At 38.3% G+C, this 20,166-nt stretch carries 19 protein-coding genes, 1 pseudogene and 1 riboswitch; of the genes and pseudogenes, 16 read left to right on the forward strand and 4 right to left on the reverse strand.

Annotated elements, in window-relative coordinates; translation table 11 throughout:
• Positions 1–46: 46 nt before the first annotated feature.
• Positions 47–1,282: a beta-ketoacyl-ACP synthase II gene (fabF, locus tag M3600_RS08890; protein WP_251645453.1), complete on the reverse strand. Its 1,236-nt coding sequence runs from the start codon at positions 1,280–1,282 to the stop codon at positions 47–49.
• Between the two features lie 113 nt (positions 1,283–1,395).
• Here fabF and M3600_RS08895 point away from each other — a divergent pair, with 113 nt between their 5' ends.
• Positions 1,396–2,241 carry a helix-turn-helix transcriptional regulator gene (locus M3600_RS08895; RefSeq protein WP_237941607.1) on the forward strand — a complete coding sequence of 282 codons (846 nt, stop codon included), beginning with the start codon at positions 1,396–1,398 and terminating at the stop codon, positions 2,239–2,241.
• A gap of 64 nt (positions 2,242–2,305) precedes the next feature.
• Positions 2,306–3,583, forward strand: a complete 1,278-nt coding sequence (locus M3600_RS08900; RefSeq protein WP_233313503.1) for a sensor histidine kinase — start codon at positions 2,306–2,308, stop codon at positions 3,581–3,583.
• Between the two features lie 28 nt (positions 3,584–3,611).
• Here the strand turns inward: M3600_RS08900 and M3600_RS08905 are convergent, their stop codons facing one another.
• Positions 3,612–4,427, reverse strand: coding sequence for an EcsC family protein (locus M3600_RS08905; RefSeq protein ID WP_251645455.1), 816 nt, complete (start codon positions 4,425–4,427; stop codon positions 3,612–3,614).
• A gap of 183 nt (positions 4,428–4,610) precedes the next feature.
• A riboswitch (FMN riboswitch) is annotated at positions 4,611–4,758 on the forward strand.
• A gap of 403 nt (positions 4,759–5,161) precedes the next feature.
• On the opposite strand from M3600_RS08905, the gene ribE reads away from it, so the two are divergent.
• The 9 genes and pseudogenes from ribE (at position 5,162) to M3600_RS08950 (ending at position 13,205) form a co-directional block, all read left to right on the forward strand.
• Positions 5,162–5,815: a riboflavin synthase gene (gene ribE / locus M3600_RS08910; protein ID WP_237942306.1), complete on the forward strand. Its 654-nt coding sequence runs from the start codon at positions 5,162–5,164 to the stop codon at positions 5,813–5,815.
• Between the two features lie 37 nt (positions 5,816–5,852).
• Positions 5,853–6,455: pseudogene (gene ribB / locus M3600_RS08915) on the forward strand (3,4-dihydroxy-2-butanone-4-phosphate synthase); the annotation flags it as partial.
• Between the two features lie 20 nt (positions 6,456–6,475).
• The gene (gene ribH, locus M3600_RS08920) at positions 6,476–6,943 is read left to right on the forward strand and encodes a 6,7-dimethyl-8-ribityllumazine synthase (RefSeq protein WP_233313505.1); all 468 of its coding nucleotides are present in this window, start codon (positions 6,476–6,478) and stop codon (positions 6,941–6,943) included.
• Between the two features lie 234 nt (positions 6,944–7,177).
• Positions 7,178–8,473 carry an NCS2 family permease gene (locus tag M3600_RS08925; protein WP_233313506.1) on the forward strand — a complete coding sequence of 432 codons (1,296 nt, stop codon included), beginning with the start codon at positions 7,178–7,180 and terminating at the stop codon, positions 8,471–8,473.
• A gap of 227 nt (positions 8,474–8,700) precedes the next feature.
• A complete protein-coding gene (locus M3600_RS08930) occupies positions 8,701–9,936 on the forward strand; it encodes an EAL and HDOD domain-containing protein (RefSeq protein ID WP_233313507.1) in 1,236 nt (411 codons plus the stop codon).
• 146 nt (positions 9,937–10,082) lie between these two features.
• On the forward strand, positions 10,083–11,072 hold the full coding sequence (gene dapF / locus M3600_RS08935) for a diaminopimelate epimerase (RefSeq protein ID WP_233313508.1): 990 nt from the start codon (positions 10,083–10,085) through the stop codon (positions 11,070–11,072).
• Positions 11,073–11,221: 149 nt separating this feature from the next.
• Positions 11,222–11,860: an FMN-dependent NADH-azoreductase gene (locus M3600_RS08940; protein ID WP_233313509.1), complete on the forward strand. Its 639-nt coding sequence runs from the start codon at positions 11,222–11,224 to the stop codon at positions 11,858–11,860.
• A gap of 87 nt (positions 11,861–11,947) precedes the next feature.
• Positions 11,948–12,136 carry a hypothetical protein gene (locus tag M3600_RS08945; protein WP_233313510.1) on the forward strand — a complete coding sequence of 63 codons (189 nt, stop codon included), beginning with the start codon at positions 11,948–11,950 and terminating at the stop codon, positions 12,134–12,136.
• 136 nt (positions 12,137–12,272) lie between these two features.
• Positions 12,273–13,205: an ATP-dependent DNA ligase gene (locus tag M3600_RS08950; RefSeq protein ID WP_251645457.1), complete on the forward strand. Its 933-nt coding sequence runs from the start codon at positions 12,273–12,275 to the stop codon at positions 13,203–13,205.
• Positions 13,206–13,242: 37 nt separating this feature from the next.
• Here M3600_RS08950 and M3600_RS08955 read toward each other — a convergent pair whose 3' ends face one another.
• Positions 13,243–13,824: an HD-GYP domain-containing protein gene (locus M3600_RS08955; protein ID WP_233313512.1), complete on the reverse strand. Its 582-nt coding sequence runs from the start codon at positions 13,822–13,824 to the stop codon at positions 13,243–13,245.
• Between the two features lie 465 nt (positions 13,825–14,289).
• Between M3600_RS08955 and M3600_RS08960 the strand changes: the two genes are divergently transcribed.
• Positions 14,290–14,940 carry a LuxR C-terminal-related transcriptional regulator gene (locus tag M3600_RS08960; RefSeq protein WP_233313513.1) on the forward strand — a complete coding sequence of 217 codons (651 nt, stop codon included), beginning with the start codon at positions 14,290–14,292 and terminating at the stop codon, positions 14,938–14,940.
• 112 nt (positions 14,941–15,052) lie between these two features.
• Positions 15,053–16,555 carry an AcpB/EbpR/MafR family transcriptional regulator gene (locus M3600_RS08965; RefSeq protein ID WP_237941603.1) on the forward strand — a complete coding sequence of 501 codons (1,503 nt, stop codon included), beginning with the start codon at positions 15,053–15,055 and terminating at the stop codon, positions 16,553–16,555.
• A gap of 64 nt (positions 16,556–16,619) precedes the next feature.
• On the opposite strand, the gene ligD is transcribed toward M3600_RS08965, so the two are convergent.
• Positions 16,620–17,828 carry a DNA ligase D gene (ligD, locus tag M3600_RS08970; protein WP_251645466.1) on the reverse strand — a complete coding sequence of 403 codons (1,209 nt, stop codon included), beginning with the start codon at positions 17,826–17,828 and terminating at the stop codon, positions 16,620–16,622.
• A 163-nt stretch (positions 17,829–17,991) separates the two neighbouring features.
• Here ligD and ku point away from each other — a divergent pair, with 163 nt between their 5' ends.
• The 3 genes from ku to M3600_RS08985 all read left to right on the forward strand — a co-directional run bounded on the left by ku (position 17,992) and on the right by M3600_RS08985 (position 20,162).
• The gene (ku, locus tag M3600_RS08975) at positions 17,992–18,840 is read left to right on the forward strand and encodes a non-homologous end joining protein Ku (protein WP_237941602.1); all 849 of its coding nucleotides are present in this window, start codon (positions 17,992–17,994) and stop codon (positions 18,838–18,840) included.
• 114 nt (positions 18,841–18,954) lie between these two features.
• The gene (locus M3600_RS08980) at positions 18,955–19,608 is read left to right on the forward strand and encodes a phosphatase PAP2 family protein (RefSeq protein ID WP_233313517.1); all 654 of its coding nucleotides are present in this window, start codon (positions 18,955–18,957) and stop codon (positions 19,606–19,608) included.
• A gap of 14 nt (positions 19,609–19,622) precedes the next feature.
• Positions 19,623–20,162 carry a glycerol-3-phosphate responsive antiterminator gene (locus M3600_RS08985; RefSeq protein ID WP_233313518.1) on the forward strand — a complete coding sequence of 180 codons (540 nt, stop codon included), beginning with the start codon at positions 19,623–19,625 and terminating at the stop codon, positions 20,160–20,162.
• Positions 20,163–20,166 lie beyond the last annotated feature (4 nt).

Below are 20,166 nucleotides of genomic sequence, written 5' to 3' on the forward strand. Positions count from 1 at the left end.
ATATGGAATAAAGTTAAGGCTGGCAAAGTGATTGCCAGCCTTAACTTTATTGATAGCTTTTCAATACAATTGCCGAGTTATGGCCGCCAAAACCGAAGGAATTAGATAATCCAATTGTTATTGGCGCTTTTCTCGCTTCGTTTGGCACATAGTCCAAATCACAGTCAGCGTCATTCTTTTTCAAGTTGATAGTTGGCGGAATAAGCTGATGCAAAAGACTTTTAATAAGAGCGACTGCTTCTGCGCCGCCTGCTGCGCCCAACATATGGCCAAGCATTGATTTATTTGCTGTTACAGGTATGCGATAGGCATCTTGGCCAAACAGTTTTTTGATCGCAAGCGTTTCTGATAAATCACCAACCTTTGTGCTCGTTGCATGGGCACTGATTACGTCAACATCTGCAGGTGAAATGTTGGCTTTTCTCAATGCATTTCGCATGGCTGAATAAGCACCTGTGCCTTCAGGGTGGGAAGCAACCATATGATAAGCATCAGAGCTTGCTCCGTATCCAATTACTTCACAGAGGATAGGCGCATTTCGTTTAACTGCATGTTCTAATGATTCTAGCACTAAAATCCCTGCACCTTCACTCATCACAAACCCATCTCGTTCTTCATCAAATGGACGGCTTGCGAGCTCAGGTTCCTCGTTTCGTGTCGATAGAGCTCGTGCATTTCCGAAACTTGCGAGAGATAATGGGGATATGGCAGCTTCTGCACCACCAGCAAACATAATATCTGCATCATCATTGCGAATCGCGTTAAAAGCTTCACCTATTGACGTATTTCCAATGGAACATGCCGTAACAGGGGAGAGGGAAGGACCTAATGCGCCTAGCCTTATGCTGATTTGCGCCGCAGCTGCATTAGAAATCATCATCGGAACTAGATTTGGACTAACCCTGTTTGGACCTCTGTCATTTAATATATTTACATTATCAATGAGTGTGTTCAAGCCGCCGATTCCTGAACCGACGTATACTCCAAGCCTTTCTTTGTCGACTACTTCCAAATCAAGTTCTGAACTATTTAAAGCTTCTTCTGCTGCCGCTAATGCAAATTGTGCGAAGCGGTCCAGTTTTTTTGCTTCCTTTGCTCCCCATCTGCCGACTGCATCAAAATCTGCAATCATTCCTGCAATAGTTGTTTTGGAATTAGATACATCAAACTGGTCAATTTTGCGAATGCCAGATATTCCGTTAGAGAGATTTCCCCAAAACTGCTCTACATTATTTCCGATTGGTGAGATAACACCCATTCCAGTCACAACGACTCTTTTCATAATACATTCCTCCAAAAGCTTGTTTTTTTCTTTATTTTATCGTTTACTTATCCTATTACAAGTTGTAGTTTATCCTAGTATAAATAGTACTATCTTAAAAAGGAGTGAAAAGAATGAATGACGAGATTCGATTGCGAGCATTATCTGAGTTTCTAAAGATGAAACGGGCAAAGCTTCAGCCGGCGATGGTCGGACTGCCTTTAGGCGGGAGGCGAAGAACAACAGGGCTTCGCAGGGAAGAAGTAGCCCAGCTTGCCGGTGTAAGCACCACATGGTATACATGGCTTGAGCAGGGCAGAGACATAAAAGTGTCCATTTCTGTATTAGAAGCCGTTTCAGATGCATTACGATTGAACAAGGATGAAAAGCGGTATTTATTTGGACTGGCATTGGAGGAGACAAAAAATGCTGGTATTCCAATGGAGGAAGGGGAACTGATTACACCTTCTATAAGGAGAATATTGAGCGAACTTCACTACTGTCCGACCATCATTACAGACAGGCGAAGCTATATTGTCGGCTGGAACGAAGCAGCTGCACAAGTTTTTTTGGATTTTAATATGCTTTCCCTTGAAAATAGAAACTTAATTGAGCTGTTATTTGCTAGAAAAGAATTAAGAGCCCTAGCTGTAAATTGGGAACATTTCGCTAAAGGTTTTCTCTCTATTTTTCGCACGTACCTAGGGCAGTATATGGCAGATGATTGGTACTCTGAGTTTATCGAAACAATGATTGATAAATACCCTGATTTTGAAGTGATGTGGAATGAAAGTGAAGTCAGCTCAGCTCCAGAGGTGATGATTGAATTTCGCCATTCAAAGGCTGGGAAAATGCTGTACAATCTCACTTCGCTTCAGGTTCATGGGATGAATGATTTAAGATGCAGCATCTACACACCAGTAGATGGATCAGGAACAGAGGAAAAGCTGAAGCAGCTGCTTAAAAGGGAGAGCAAATAGCCATTGTGAAACAATTTCCCTTCATATAAAATGAAAGAAAAAGGATAAGAAAGGTGAATACATCATGCTTGACGACTTTTTAGTAAACGGTTTCTTTCTTTTTTTATTTTGCTGCTTTATTCCGCTGTTATTTGTTTTAAGGAATGGCCAAATGGAAAATAAGAAATCACTCCTCATCTTATCATCTTCTGCTGCAATTATAGCATGCATAAGTTTTCCTATTAAGGTTGGTAATGGTATTCTTTTTGATTTGCGATTGGTCGCTCAGATTTTTGGTTCCTTGTATGGAGGTCCCATTGCTGCTCTCGTTTTAGCTTTAGTAAATATATTATACAGAAGCTTGTTTGATGGAATAGGTGTAATCAATACTCTTGTTGTTGCTCCCATTCATTTGATTGGACTGTTATTTGTGCGAAGGTGGTTCTTGCAGAGATCTATTAAGCAGAAAGTCTTTTACAGCTTTTTAATCGGGATTTTTTCTACGATAATTACTTTAGCGGCAGTCAGATGGGTGTCTGGTATTGGTATTCCTATTAAGCTCGCATTGCAATATGCGCTAATCCAATCTATCGTATTATGCTTAATTATTTATGTAGTAGAGGTCATTCAAAAACTGTGGAACGTTCAAAATAAAATATTTCAAGCTCAAAAGATGGAAACAGTCAGTCAACTGGCAGCTTCCATTTCCCATGAAGTACGAAATCCGTTGACATCTGTAAAGGGTTTTATGCAGCTTTTGCAGGAAACGGCTTTAAATGATAATCAAAAAAATTATTTAGACATATCGTTAAGTGAGCTTGACAAGGCAGTTAAGGTAATTGAGGACTATCTGGCATTTGCTAATCCCAACCCAATGGATGGAATAGAAGCATTAAACGTGGAAGAAGAAATACAGCGAATCACTCAGGTGCTTCATCCTCTGGCGAATAAGAGCTCCATACGTATGGAAGTGGAGACAAGCACCATACATATTATGGGCAACCAGCAATATTTCAGCCAATGCCTTGTGAATATATGCAAAAATGCAATCGAGGCAATGGAGGAGCACTCCAGCGGCATTCTTGTGATAAAAACAATAAAACAAAAACAAGAAGCCGTGATATCCATAAGTGATACAGGTATTGGCATGAGTAAGGAGGAAGTGTCAAGATTGGGAGAACCATATTATTCTACAAAAGGAAAAAATGGCACTGGTCTTGGTATGATGTTTGTATACAATTGTATAAAAGAAATGGGAGGGAGCATTCAAGTTGAAAGTGAAAAAGGAAACGGCACTAAATTTGTAATTCGGCTCCCGATATTATATCCTGCAAAACTAGAAAAAACGGATCAAGCTTCTTGATCCGTTTCTTTTTTTGTATGCAGCTCTTTTAATCACCGGCAACATTATTTGTTGGCTTGCTTAGCCTCTCGATAACTTTACGTTTTCTGTAAAACATCTCGCCTGTTTCGGCTATGTCGTGAATCATCGAGCGGTTGGAAAAGGCGCCGAATACAATCCCGAAGACCGGCACCATCTGAAATAGCTTTTTCCAGCCGAAAGCATCCCGATAGGCGAATACAACCTCTTTCCAGCCTTGCATTTCAAGGACAACCTCTCTTTGGACCTTCTCAGAATTATCATCAAAATGGGATAGCTGGTCCAGAATGGTGTTTTTGCCCATAACGTCTGCAGAAACATATTGTAGGCATTTAATAATAAAGATTCTTTCTTTTTTTTCATTTGGATTATAGCCATAACAAATGGCGATGTCTTGAAGAATTTTTATTTGCATCGACAGCAGCAAGGGAATATCGATGCCTAAAGTAAATAAGCCGCCAATCCCTGTACTTGCACCTTGTAATGTTGCTATTGTTTTTCGGCTTTTTGTGAGCTTTCCGACGGCTGCTTTCATTTCAACGAGGGGGAGTTCCTTTACTTCTTCAAAATTTTCAACGTTAAGATGCTTATAATATTTTTTGGAAGAAGAGATGTCGCTCAGCAATTTTCCGCCGCTTTGAATGTAATTTCCCATTTCATCAAGCAATTGGCCGATTTTATTTTGAATGAAAGCTGGTGTTAATTTATCAATCAACTTGAAGGGCAGCCGGCTTAGCTTTTCCCAAAACCAAAGACCGCTTTGATCCTTCTCCCATTTCTTCACCTCATCCAATTCTTTTAATAAAAAAGCTTCATTTTCTGTCATACATTAGCTCCATTCTTACTAAATATTTTTCGTTTGTTTATTGTTAATACGTTTAATACTATCAATAAGTTACATTTATTTTCTCAAATAAATGCACTAAAAAAATTGAAGCAGAGTAGTTGCATTATGCGTATATCTAGTGTAAACTAGCAACAATTAAATAGTAAAGGACCACGACGTTGTGGTCGCCTTCGGGGTAGGGTGAAATTCCCAACCGGCGGTGATGAGTGTATAAATACTCTAAGCCCGTGACCCGGCTTATGAATAATAAGACGGTGGATTTGGTGAGAAACCAAAGCCGACAGTATAGTCTGGATGGGAGAAGGCAAACAGAAGCTGCTATCATTCTAAAATGGAATGAAAGTGTGTTTAGTATGAACAGGTGTATTTTCAGGTACGCTTTTTTGACGATGACTTTTTAGTTAAAAATCAAAAAAAGCTGCTCTTTTTTGGCGTAACCTTTAAAATATGAAGCCGCTTATTTGTTGTACAATCTCCCGTATAAATATTTATACGGGATTTTTTATTTTTATTTGATTTATCAACTGTAGGCAGGCACTGCATGATTTTATGAAGGAATGGTCAAAATGAAAAAAACTGGATTACATACAGCAGCGGTTTATATTTTGTTCTCATTAATAACTAAACTAGATTTGCTTTTAAACGCCCCAATTATGGTGTTAAGGCAGCTATTTAATAAAAATCCTGCAATATTAACTAGAGGAGGAAGCTTATTGTTTACTGGTATTGTCGAGGAAACGGGTGTGGTAAAAAATATTTCAAAAACTGGCAAAACCCTTGTCCTTGCCATACAAGCGAAAGTCATCATGGAAGATATGAAATTAGGGGACAGTATTTCCGTAAACGGAGTTTGCCTTACTGTTACTAGCTTCAAACAACATGAATTCACAGCAGATGTAATGCCCGAAACCTTTAAGGATACATCTCTATCCCGCCTGACAAATGGTTCGTTTGTCAACCTAGAAAGGGCTATGGCAGCAAATGGCAGGTTTGGTGGTCATTTTGTAACAGGCCATATAGATTGTGTTGGCAGAATATTGGAGAGAAAAACTATCGAAAACAGCATCAGCGTGGAAATAGAAGTCCCAGAACAATTCTCTCATCTTATTTTAGAGAAGGGATCTATTGCAGTGGACGGAACGAGCCTGACCATTTTCGAGACGAAAGACCATTCTGTAGGTGTAAGCATCATTCCCCATACTTCTTCCGAGTCGGTTGTCGGTAAGAAGCAGGTCGGAGATATCGTAAATCTTGAATTTGATATGATGGCAAAATATTTTTATTCGTTTATGAACAGAGACAAGGCAAACAGCAGCCGTGCCAGCAACATTACCCCTGACTTTTTGAAGGAAAACGGCTTCTATTAAGGCAAAACATTTAAACTCAAAAAAAGGGGGAAATAATATGTTTCATTCCATTGAAGAAGCGTTAGAAGATTTAAAAGCAGGTAAACTGATCATCGTAACAGATGATGAAGACCGGGAAAACGAAGGGGATTTAGTCGGTCTGTCGGAGTTAGTGACACCTGATATGATTAACTTTATGGCAAAAGAAGGCAGAGGGCTTATCTGTGTTCCGATAGAAAAGGAGCTTGCAGACCATCTTGAACTGTCGCCGATGGTAAGCAACAACAATGATCCTCGTGGGACAGCTTTCACAATCAGTATAGACCATAAAGACACAACGACAGGAATCAGCGCTTTTGAACGGGCACTGACAATTGAAAAAATGGTAGAAAAAGATGCCAAAGCTGCTGATTTTACTAGACCAGGTCATATCTTTCCTCTAATTGCACACAGCGGTGGAGTTCTTTCAAGAAATGGCCATACAGAAGCAGCGGTTGACTTGGCAAAATTGGCTGGCAGTTTCCCGTCTGGTATTATCTGTGAGATTTTAAAAGAGGATGGGACGATGGCTAGAGTAGATGACTTAAAATTAATAGCTCAAAAATTCGATTTGAAAATGATTACAATAAAAGACTTAGCAGAATACAGACAAAAAAGAGAAGATGAAAAGGAGACAGTAAAATGACTAGAATATTCGAAGGTAATTTAATTGGAAGCGGCTTAAAGGTAGGAATCATCGTTTCAAGATTTAATGAGTTCATCACAACACGACTATTATCAGGTGCTGAAGATGCTTTGAAGCGTCATGGTGTGGAAGCAGAGAATATTAATGTTGCATGGGTGCCAGGAGTATTTGAGATTCCTCTTGCTGCGAAAAAGCTAGCTGAAACAAATAAATACGATGCAATTATAACTTTAGGTACAGTTATTCGCGGAGCGACTCCACATTTCGATTTTGTCAGCAATGAAGTAGCTAAAGGGGTTGCAAGCACGTCTCTTGCAACAGGAGTACCAATTATCTTTGGCGTATTAACAACGGAATCGATTGAACAAGCGATTGAGCGCGCAGGTACAAAGGCTGGAAACAAAGGCTGGGAAGCTGCAACTAACGCTATTGAAATGGCGAATCTATATAAAGAAATGGTTTAACATATAAAGGATATAATCTTAGTTATTGGCCAAATTCTTTTCTGGAAGCGGAAAGGGATTTGGCCAATTTTATTGTAAAAGGATTGGCAAAGTAATGGAAATCTGCTATCATATTCAATTGTGGCTCACCTAAAGTGGTAAGCAGTTTTTGGACTGAAATTTATGTTCAAAGAAGTAAAACTTCTATAGAGTGATGCGGGTAGGGAGAGGGCTATATTTAAACAGGTTTAATAAATGAAAAACTATATAACAGAATTCTTTAAAATGAAAGAAAGCGAAGCTACTTTCAAAGGGGAATTTTTTGCAGGTCTGATTGGGTTTTTTACAGTTGTCTATATTGTCGCTGTCAACTCGCTTATTTTATCAGAGGCTGGAATTCCACTTGAAGCTGCTATTATCGCGACCATCTTGACATCTGTTTTCGGCTGTTTGTTGATGGGGTTTCTAGGGAATGTACCGGTATTGCTTGTACCAGGAATGGGCATTAATGCGCTTTTCTCGTATACAATCGTTCAGTCAATGGGATTGAGCTGGCAGGAAGCGCTTGCTGTCGTGTTTGTTTCAGGGCTTTTGTTCATGCTGATTGCGTTTACAAAGCTGGCAAGCATTGTTAGTCAGTCCATACCATCTTCCCTTAAAGAATCGCTTACAGTTGGACTTGGCTTATTTTTGATGCTAATTGGCCTCGAAAAGGGCGGAATTGTCCAAAAAGGCAGTAATTCTATTATTGCACTTGGTTCCTTTAGTGATTTGCATGTATTGGCAACAGTCATTACATTAATCATCAGCATTATCTTATTTTTAAGAAATGTAAAAGGGAACTTCCTGATTACTATCTTAGTTGGAACATTGATTTCATGGATGTTCGGTTTGATAGACACAGGAGCTGCTGGCGATTCAGTACAGTTAAAGGATTATTGGAGTGTATTTGGTCATATGTCCTTTGATAAGATTATTACGATACCATTTTGGGTAGCGGTGTTCTCTTTATCAATGGTATTAGTTTTCGAAAATATTGGACTCGTTTCCAATCATGTTCAATATATCGGAAAACCGGAACGTTTTAAACGAGCTTTTCAAGCAAATGCTGTATCTGTTTTTCTGTCCGGCTTTTTCGGCAGCAGCCCGACTGTATCTACGGTTGAAAGCACTGCTAGCATGGCTGCAGGTGGGAAAACAGGCCTGACATCTGTTACGACAGCGGTGCTTTTCATTTGCTCTGCTTTCTTTATCCCTGTGATAAAGCTGATTCCGAATAGTGCTGTTGCACCGATTCTTATTATTATCGGCGGGCTGATGCTGCAAAATATTCGTAATCTAGATCTTAAGGATTTAAGTGAAAGTTTTCCAAGCTTTTTTATCATTGCGATGATTCCTTTCACTTACAGCATTGCAGATGGAATGGCAATTGGATTTATTTTATATCCAATCTTGAAAATAGCGCTCGGAAAAGCAAAAGAAGTATCTTTACCTTTATACTTCATTTCTTCCTTGTTCCTAATAAATTTTGTCCTTCAATATACACACTGATAATAACTGGCTTCTATAGGTTTTATGCCTATGGCGGCCAGTTTTTATTGAAGATATTGGGGAAAATCTGCCACATAAATTTGGGCTGAGCTAAATTACCCATTATAATAGAGCATATAGTCACTTTTTAGAAATGCTACAGAGTTCGACAGCCTTTGAAGGCCTTGTTTATTAGAATAATACTAAATATTTTGAAATGAGTAGAAAAGAAGTTCGGAGGTATTTCAATGGAAGTTTTTGTGGCTAGGCAGCCGCTGTTCAACAGAATGGAAGAAGTGTACGGTTATGAATTGTTATATCGAAATAACGAAGTTAATATGTTTCCAAATATTGACGGAGACCATGCGACAGCAGATGTTATCATAAATAGTTTTTTAAATATAGGCATAGAAAAGTTATCGGATGGAAAACCTTGTTTTATTAACTTTACAGAAAATCTTTTGGATCTAGGGCTGCCTACATATTTTCAACCGAGAGAAATCGTGATAGAGATATTAGAAACTGTCGAGCCAAGCAGAAAAATAATCAATATATGCAAAGAGTTAAAGGCGTTAGGATATAAAATTGCGCTGGATGATTATATTTTTGACAATACAAATCCATATGCCTATGAATTGCTTATCACGGCAGATATCATTAAAGTTGATTTCATGAATACGGATGAAGCTGCAAGGATTGAAATTGAGACCCTCGCCAAACAGCTTGGCAAAGAGATGGTTGCTGAAAAGCTTGAGACTAGGGAAGATTATGAGACAGCAAGGACTGCCGGCTATCATTATTTTCAAGGTTATTATTTCTCAAAGCCTTCTATCATGTCTACACATGATGTACCTGCTTATATTCATACATATTATGGTATCTCCAAACATATTCGTTCCATTGATCCAGACATTGATATGATTTCTAATTTGATTGAACAGGATATTTCTTTATCGTACAAGCTCCTTAAATTAATTAATACACTAGGTTTTGGCCTTAAGCATAAGGTTACAAGCATCAGGCAAGCGATTGTTCTTATCGGGCTGATGGAACTGCAAAAATGGCTGTACGTTCTGGCTGTAAGAGAAAAAGACTGGAATAATGGAATTTCGTATGAGATTATGTCTAACTGTCTTATAAGGGCGAGAATGTGTGAGTCTGTTGCAAAACTCATACCAGGGAAAATCAATACCTCCGGACATTTCTTGACAGGAATGTTTTCATTAATGGATTCAATCTTGAATCTTGATATGGAAGAGATATTAGTTCAAGTTCCCCTTGATGAAGCAATCATGGATGCGCTCTCTGGAAAAAGCAATACACAAAGGGATGTGCTTGATCTAGTGCTTGCAGTCGAAAAAGCAGACTGGGTTCAAATTAGCAAAGGCTGCAGAAAGCTTGGGATTGAGGAAAAAGACTTGTTCAAAGTATATGCAGAATCCCTTAATTGGGCAAAAGAATTAATGGAAGACAAAAAAATGTAATGAAGAGCCTGTGTCCTAAAGCTAAACAAAAGGACATAGGCTTATTTATTTAGCGAATGTCCATAAAACAATGGTTTTATGATTGCAATAATGGCAACTGCAGAAGTACAATGTAACATATAAGTTAACGTTGGAGGAAATTACAGATGAATATTAAACTTACTAAATGCCACGGAAGCGGGAATGATTTCTTGATAATCGACGAGATTTCCAATCCTAGCTATTCCTTCTCAGAAGAAGACCGCGCAAATTTGGCCATTGCCTTTTGCGACCGGAGCTCCCAATTAGGAGCAGACGGAATATTGTATGTGATGCCGAGTGATAAAGCAGATGCCCGCATGAGAGTTTTTAATGCAGATGGGTCAGAAGCATCTATGTGCGGCAATGGGATACGCTGTGTTGCCCGCTATGTTTGTGAACTTCTTGATGTGAAAGAAGCGGTTATAGAAACAATGAAAGCGAATCTTGAAGTGAACAACGAAGCAGACATTTTCCCAGAGATTCCAACATATTTGGTGGAGATTTCCCCCGTTTCCTTCCAAACAACAGATTTGCCATTACGTATCGAGCAGAAGACGCTTTTAAATGAAAAGATTGAAAGCCTTCATCCGGAGCTTACATTTACTGCCTTAGCTGTGCCAAATCCTCATCTGATTGCAATTGTCGACAAAGAGACAATCGAATCTTCGGTGCAAGAAGAGATAAGCAGCTATGTAAATGGACCTAATGAACTTTTCCCTGATGGAGTGAATGTCAGCTTCGTTTCTATATTAGACAAAGGCAATATTTATGTTCGCACATATGAGCGTGGCGTTGGATTTACAAATGCATGCGGAACAGCTATGTCAGCATCATCACTTGTGTCCATCTTAAACGGCTTCAATAACACAGGTGAATTTATCGAGGTCTACAATAATGGCGGAAAAGTCCGCTGTTACGTTCATGAAAATGATGGCAAGTATCGTATTGATCTTATCGGCAATGCAACATATGTTTATGAAGCAGGTGTGGAAGCGGATCTTAACAATCTAAGTGATTTTATTCTTCATGATAAAGTTGTCAATGAACAGGAAGAGTCTCAGTACAGTAAACTGCAGGAAGCAGCACAAACATACTTAAAAGAAAAGCTTGTATAAAATTTTGCCTGGAAGGACTTGCCTTCCGGGTTTTTTAATTGGTAATAATGTTTATCGATTGGAAGAATCTAAAACAGCAACAGCAGTATTTTTTTCTTCCTTTCATCAAAAAATAAGTGCCTAAACTAATGGAAAGAAGGCAATAAACAATGGCAAAATTACTATATATTACAGCACATCCGCACGACCATTCCCAATCCTTCAGCATGGCTGCAGGACAGGCATTTATTGAATCATACAAAGAGCAGAATCCAAATGATGAAATTGTTCATATCGATTTGTATAAGGAAAACATTCCTGAAATCGACAGTGATGTGTTCAGTGGATGGGGCAAGCTTCAATCAGGAAAAGGGTTTGATGAGCTTTCTAATGAAGAAAAGTCTAAAGTAAGCAGACTGGCTGAATTAAGTGATCAATTTGTGGGCGGCGATAAATATGTTTTCGTCACACCGATGTGGAACTTTTCTTTCCCACCTGTTATGAAAGCATATATTGATTCTGTTGCTGTTGCAGGGAAGACCTTTAAGTATACAGATCAAGGTTCTGTCGGATTGCTGACAGACAAAAAGGCCCTTCATATTCAAGCTCGCGGAGGCATCTATTCAGAAGGTCCAACAGCCGATTTAGAAATGGGTCACCGCTATTTAAACGCTATTATTAAGCACTTCTTTGGGGTGCCGACATTTGAAGGTCTGTTTATTGAAGGCCATGCAGCAATGCCGGATAAGGCGCAGGAAATCAAGGAAAACGGCATAGCACGAGCAAAGGATCTGGCAAAAACTTTTTAATTTAATGGAGCTGCATTTTAATGCAGCTCTTTTTTTTATGGTATAATTTGTAATAAACAGCTAGGAAAATGAAGGAGGTAAACAGCTTTGAATTCTTTTTTTGTGTACCTTATTATCATATTAGCAGTTGCAGGGGATTTCTTCTTATTGGATAGAAATCGTAAAAGATGGGGCTGGATGGATAAATGGTCTAGCAAAGGAAAAATTTTGTTTTTTGCTGTTATTTTACTATCCTCTGTTGTCGTGTATTTTGGGTTAAGTGTAAAGTATATATAAGTTGTTTAGATTTGAAAGGGCTTCCTAGTTCATTTACTTACATATTCATACTTTAATTAGTCCTGGTGATTTCTTGGTTCGCCAAAGCATAAAAACAGGCGATTTGAGGAATCTTAAAGAAAAAAGGACTGAAACAATGAAACCAATTGTCCCTTTCGAACCAATCGTAACGGAAACTATACCTACAGGTGATAACTGGATCGCCCAAGTGAAATGGGATGGCACAAGAATACTAACATACCATGAATTTGGTGAAACAAAGCTCTTTAATCGTAAATTAAATGAGCGGACTAAACAGTATCCAGAACTGATCGATACAACTGCTTACTTTTCAGCAGCTTCTTTTATTTTGGACGGAGAATTGATTGCTTTAAAGGAAGGGAAGCCATCTTTTTACGAAGTAATGAGACGGGATCGGCTAAAAAGTGTCGGCGTTAATGGAGGAATGCTAGAACAAGTGCCAATAACCTATATGGTATTTGACATAATACAGCTAGATGGCGAGTTGCTGACAGGTCATAGTCTTGCAGAAAGGCAGGAGCTTTTAAAGAAGTACTTTATACCGAATGAGCATGTGCAGCTTGTCGAAAGCTTTCACGACAAGGAGGGGCTGCTGCAAGCCTGCCTTAGCAATGATTTAGAAGGGGTAGTTTTTAAGGATTTGACAAGCAGCTACTCCATTGGAGGCAAGGATAAGCGCTGGCTGAAAAGAAAAAAACAACATGACTTGATTGCTGTTATAGGCGGAGTAACATATAAAAATGGTGTAGCCAATTCCCTGCATCTTGGTCTTTATGATCAAACAGATCATTTGGTTTATATCGGCAGTGTCGGCAATGGCAAATTAACAAATAAGGATTGGGCAGAACTCACCAAAATTCTTAAAACCATTGAAACTGGCAACTGCCCTTTTGCGAGTATGGCAAACAAAGGCAATATGGTTTGGTTAAAGCCGCTGCTTACAGTGAAGGTCAGTTTTCTAGAATGGATTGAGAATCATACATTAAGACATCCTATAATTGAAGCATTCGTAACAGCAGATCCCCTGGAGTGCAGAATGGAAAATTAGTTTTTTTAAAGCGTTGCGCGTCTCATGCAACGCTTTATTAGGAGTGTTGCAATGCGCCCTTGAGCAAGCGAAGCTTTTTTGTTTCCAGATAACTAAAATAAGAGTAAAGAAGCATATCATCAAATACAGTTCTTATAAGCTTTTCCATTTTTAGTTTTACCTGGTCTTCACATAACGGATCTTGATAGACTCGTCCGTAAGCCATAGCATCATATGTGTCAATGATGCGAATCATCCTCGCAAAAAGAGGTATTTCTTTGCCTTTTAATCCGTAATAACCGCTCCCATCTATATTCTCATGATGATATAAAATAGTATTTAAAAATTCATCGGAAAAGATTTGTCTGTCCTCCAACAGCTGTCTACCATACAGAGTGTGACGCTTAAGCTCCCGCATTTCCATTTCAGTCAGCTTTTCCTTCTTGTTAAGCAAGGAAGGGTCGATTTTCAGCTTCCCTATGTCATGTAAAGCCCCCATATAAAAAATCTTCGCAGATGAACCCATACCAATAAAAGCACTAAACTGATGCAGTTCGTCAGCAACGCGCATGGAGTGTCCTAATGTCCTGCGGCAATGTTTCAATAATTTGCATGTTAAATCCTGAATATGGTTATTCAAAGCATGATTCCTCCTTCATAAGAAAGGTTAACAAGTCTTCTATGCAAGAATAGCATGTAAATGGCATAAGTTGATGCTCTCAAACGGAACGAATCGTTTTACATTTGAGATAATTCTTTGCCGGGATTTATTTTTAATATATAAAAATCTAAGAATGTATTGCTTTAACAGAAATTTTTCAATTTTTATAAGATAAAAACAAGTATTAAAGAATTAATGATAGATAATGAAAAGCTGCATTTCATTATTGGGATGAAGCCAACTTAATCCTCATTGTAAAATGTAGATTGTTATTAATTTCATTCACATTCAATTCCTTATTTTTTAATCAATAAGCACCCTCTTTCATCAAAATTTCTAGCTTTTTCAACATTTGCTTATTGTTCAAAAAGTTGGGATTTGGTTCGAATTTTTGGCTGTGTTTGGAAATAAGCAACAAGTATTTCAAAGGGGAGTCAATAATTGATGGCTACAATAGCACTTTTAGACAATAATCCGCGTGCCAGAGAGAAAATGCGACAAATGCTGAGAGAAGACCAGTCCTTTCAAATTATTGCAGAAGGACAAGATGGCAGATTTGCTCTGCCAATTAAGAAGGCTCATAACCCGGATGTCTTTATTATTTCAAGCTTAATGCCTAATGTTGATGGCATAGAAGCAGCGAAAGAGCTATTGGATGAAGATCCAGCAGCGAAGATTATTATGCTGTTTCAGGAAGATGAGGAAAAAGACTTTAATGCCTCATTAAGAATTGGTGTAATGGGGTTTGTCAAAATGGAGAAAATAGAGATTTGGCTGAAGGAGGCAGTTAGAAGTCTGCTAGCTGAGAAAAACTATATGGACCCGTTTATTACAAGCAAGGTGCTGCAGCAATACCGTCATATAACACAGCGGAATGATAATAATTCGGCTGGTCTTCATATCTTTTCAAAACGAGAGCTTACTGTTCTTCAGCTTCTCGCAAAGGGAAAAAGCAATTTTGATATAGCGGACGATCTTCAAATCAGTGATAAGACGGTTAAAAACCATATTAGCAGTATATTAAAAAAGTCTAGGACAAAAAGCCGTACTAGGGCTGTTGTCAAAGCAATTAAGTACAGATGGGTCAATCTTTGATAAGGCGTTTAATAAAAAAACTTAGTAACTACATTCAAAAACTGGTCTATTCTGCATTAATTTCATTAAATTAAACAAAATAGAATATATCTTTGGCATAAAGGTGATGTGGATGAATCGATTTTATAAACGTTATTCTGACTTAATTTTTCAGCTGCTTAGTGAAGATAAGTGGAACAGCCTCGCGGTTCTTTCGGATAAAACAGGTTTTTCAAAAACGACCATTTGGCGTGATTTAGAGTTTTTGGAAAGTATCCTGCCGGAGGATTGGGTTTTTGAAAAGAATGAAACATTTGGAGTAAGGCTTATCAAGCCGGAGAATGGAACGCTGGAAAATCTATTGGGACAAATCAGAGAAAAAAACACGTATTTGCACACATTGAAGATCATTTTATTAAATGATGGAGTTGATGTTTCGCAAATATGTCAGGAAGTCCATATCAGCAGATCAACCGCTTATAGGCATCTTGAAAAGCTGCAGGAAGTTGTCGAACAGGCAGAAGTAATGCTGACTGCGAGTCCCTTCCGTTTGGTCGGGGACGAGAAGAAGATTCGTCGTTTCATTATGCAATATTTGGACTTCATGTCCTTTGAAACAAATATTGTGAAGGAAGGGCTTGATGCCGTTAAGTTCCAAGAGCATTTAGTCAGGCTGTTTTCCAACTTTTCCATGTCATACAGAACCGGGGCGCTGCACAGACTGACTATTATTCTGTTTATAGCCAATCATCGGGCTTCAATGGGTCATTATATTTCTTATCCTGATAAAGTGTTGAATACACATGCTGGAAGCAAATACTTCGAATTAACTAAACTGCTGTCGCCATATATGGTCAAATGTCCGCGCAGAGAGGTTCAGCTCCAGGAAATCCTTTATTTTTCCATATTTATAATGAGCGAGGAAAGGCCACTTAACCGAACAAAGCATCTAAAATATATTCATAGCTCGATGAAAACGGAAAGAGGCTATCCAATGGCTCAATATTTGGCAAAGCTTGATCGGTTTATTGGTTTTCCGATTTCACAGGATGATATTTTCTTGTTCCACTTGTATCAGTCACTAAAGCGAATATCTGTTGAAACGGAATTTGAGACAGAAACAGTGAAAAATTCTGCTCTGCAATACTTAGATTTTTTTGAAGAGAACGAGCTTTTTCAAGCAATAGAAAAGCTTGCTGAGGAATGCCTGACTCCATACTCACTCCTATTTAAAAAGCTTGATACACTTGAGATTTTCTCCTTAGTACAAGCAGCTGTAATAAGGAGATGGAACCATCACAAAATCCAAGTAGCTGTTGTGTGTAGAACATACAGTGAAAAAGATTATATTCGTGAAATATTAGCCTATCATTTTGACAGTAAGCTAAAAATATCCAGCTTGGACCCTTCCAGTTTAAATCTGCTGTATATGTATGAGGAGTTTGATTTACTTATATCGGCCGGTGAATTAAATCCTGTAAATACATGTATTGAGCATATACCCAAAATCAATATTTCATCTTTTCCGACTTCTTCTGAATTGAGAGAAATAAGTTACTTTATTGAGCAGCATTTTTTTGAGAATTTAGGAATTACAAAGGAAATGATTTATCCATTTAATGAAACGCTTATGTAAAATCTTTATATAAACAAAAAAAGGAGAACTCGCTGGTTCTCTTTTCTTTGTATGCCGTTTCATTTCATGAGTTATTTGACTGAATGAACTGCAGTACAGCTTTTAAGGACTGCTTTTTTTTCGCCTCAAAATAATCTGCAAACGGGTTTATGTTGTTTTTTATCCGCTTTTGTACGGATTTCATTGAGTATGACTGCGGTGTCAAGCTGTCTGTCAGCTCTTCCCAATGAATTGGGCAGGCAACATATCCGCCTTCATTTCCTCTTATAGAATACGGAGCAACAATCGTTTTTCCTTCACTATGCTGGATATAATCAATATACAGGCGGTTATGGCGATTTTTTTTCAAGCGCTCAATCGTAAATAACTTTGGTTCCATAGTTACCATATAATTAGCGATAAATTCAGTAAAGACTCTCGCCTCTTCATATGTGTACGTTTTTTCTGGAAGCGGGATATAAACTTGGATACCTTTATTGCCAGATATCTTTATAAAGGCGATTAATTTTAGGCCGTCCAGAATGGTCTTTAATATTTGGGCCGCTTTAATGGCAAGTGAAAAATGATCTCTTGATGGCGGGTCGAGATCAAACACAATTTCAGACGGCATGCTATCTGACAGAATCGTTTCAAATGGAATATGGAACTCAAATGCAAGCTGGTTGCCAAGCCACATAAGTGTCTGCTCATTATTGCAAACAATGTAATTAATATCCTCCTTCCAGCTTGTCTGGACAAAGGGAGGCGCATACTCTGGACATTGCTTCTGGTAAAAGGAATCGCCAAACAATCCATGCGGGAAACGAATAACAGTTAGCAAGCGGTTATGTAAAAATGGAAGCATTACATCTTTCACTTCTGTTAAATATTCAATAAAGTCGATTTTGCGCAACTCATTACCCGGAAATAATGGCTTATCTGGGTGGGTAATTTGTTGCTCTATGCCAATTTGTTGTAGTAATTTTTCATAGGTGCATTCCTGCCAAGACTTTTCAAAAACAAATTGGAGAAATACTGGATTTTCAATTTGCCCATTGGCAAAGGAAGTAAATTCTAAATCTACACAAATTCCAGGTGTGACTGTCATTACGCCTTTTTCTTCAGACTGTTTATTCTTTTCTAAGATGCCTGATAAGGCGGTTAACTCTTTTGCTGTTAATCCTTCACTGAATTGTCCGACATTTTTGATGTTTCCATTGTCAGAAACACCTACTGAAAAGAGAATATCAGCTTTGCGGTACTCTGTTATTGTAAAGGAAGCAGTATATTTCATAAAACCAGTACTCCTAACAATGTTTATTTACGAAATAGTGTACGCTAGTGAGACTAATTCATTCATTTCCAAGATTTCATTGCATGAAAGACATGCGGAATAGCCAACTTATTAATAAGAAACACACTAACTAAGAAATATTTAGGATTGGAGAATAGATGGTATGCACACAATGTGGAAAGGAAGCATCAGCTTCGGATTAGTTAACATCCCGATAAAACTGCACACAGCAACAGAGGATAAAGATATAAAGCTGCGGACATTGCATAAAACATGTCATGCGCCGATTAAATATGAAAAAAAATGCTCTGCATGTGAACAAGAAGTGGCACCTGAGGATATTGTAAAAGCATATGAATATGCAAAAGGTAAATATGTTGTTCTTGATAAAGAGGATTTGGAAAAGCTCCAAAAAGAAAATGAAGATAAGGCAGTAGAAATTATCGACTTTGTTAAGATGGAAGAGATAGATCCTATTTATTATGATAAATGTTATTATATGTCTTCTGGTGATGGAGGTAACAAAGCTTACGGACTACTCCGTGAGGCATTAATAGAATCAGGCAAGGTCGGTATCGCCAAAATAATCATTCGCTCGAAGGAGCAGCTTGCAGTCATTAGGGTGTATGAAAATACACTAGTAATGGAAACTATTCATTTTCCTGATGAAGTCAGGAAAGCTGAAGATGTCCCTAATGTCCCTGCAGAAGCAACTATCGCCAAAAAAGAGCTGGAAACAGCGATCCTGCTAATTGATCAGCTTACAACAGCTTTTGATCCGACAAAGTATACGGATGAGTACCGTACAGCCCTCCTTGAATTGATTGAAGCCAAGAAAACTGGCCAAGAAATTGTTACAAGTAAAGAAAAGGTGCAAACTTCCAATGTCATGGACCTAATGGCAGCATTGCAAGCATCAATAGACAACACTAAACCGGAACAGCCAGCAGCAGAAGAAAAAAAGGTAAAGACAAAAACAAAAACAAGAAAAAAAGTCGCGAAAGAAGCATAATGCAAGGGGGGATTGCCCCTTTGCATGCTTTTGTTTGACAAATTTTCCTTTTTAGGTAATTATGTCTACAGTTCTATGTAAATGGGCAATCCATTATAAGAAAGGTGAGAATTATTGAATAAAACAGAGCAAATGACATTAAAATATGTAACTACCATATTAACCATAGTCGTATTGTTTATCGTCATGTTTATTTTTGTTGCCTCGAGAATACAGGGAGCGGAAATAATCGCATTTGATCAAGTTATTATTGATTACATTCAGTCTTTTGAAAGTGATGCTACAACCGAATGGACAGTGATATTGACCGATTTAGGCTCAATTAAGTTTATCGCGGTGGCAGTCGTGGTTGGCACAGTGCTTTTATGCCTTTACAGGAAATTTTCTCTTGCCGCTTTTCTGATTTGTGCACCGGCTCTTGGAGGCTTGCTTAATAAGTTTTTGAAATGGATATTCAAACGGGAGCGGCCGGATATTTTGCCGCTGATTACAGAGCATGGTTACAGTTTTCCGAGTGGACATAGCATGGGTTCCTTAATTTTTTATGGAAGTGCCGCATATGTATTCTTGCATATCTGGAAGACAGCAGGAAAAAAAGCAGCAACGATTATTATTGCATGCTTGGTCATTCTGATGATTGGCATAAGCAGGATTTATTTAGGTGTTCATTACCCGACAGATGTTGTTGGCGGCTTTGCAGTTGGGTTTGCATTTTTGCTAGTATGCATCCTTGTTTTCCGCTATTATGAAGAGAGAAAAAATAAATGACTAGAGGGTAAAAGATGGACCAAAAAATAATACCTGCATCATCAAATTTAAAGGAATTCGAAGCCTTTTTGGAAAGCGATTATGAAGTAGGAGTCTTCTTGGAAATACATATTTCTCAATTGAAAAATATCAGCAAGCTGGCAAGAAGTGCAGGCAAGAAAATGATTTATCATGTGGATTTAATCCAAGGGTTAAAGAGCGATGACTTTGCTACAGAATTTATTTGCCAGGAATTTAAGCCGTATGGACTGATTTCGACAAAATCATCTGTCATTCTAAAAGCTAAGCAAAAGAATGTAATTGCTATACAGCGAGTCTTCCTTCTTGATAGCCACGCCATTGAAAAAAGCATTAAACTGGTTCAAAGGACAAGACCTGATTATATTGAACTTCTCCCAGGGACGATGCCATGGATGATTGAAGAAATTAAACAACGGCTGGATGTTCCGATATTAGCAGGCGGACTAATACGGTCGGAAGCGGATGTCAATAATGCGATTAAAGCTGGAGCAGCTGGCATAACTACTTCCAGACGGACATTATGGGATAAATAGGTTC

It is taken from the genome of Niallia sp. MER 6, from assembly GCF_023714395.1.
Taxonomy (GTDB): domain Bacteria; phylum Bacillota; class Bacilli; order Bacillales; family Cytobacillaceae; genus Niallia.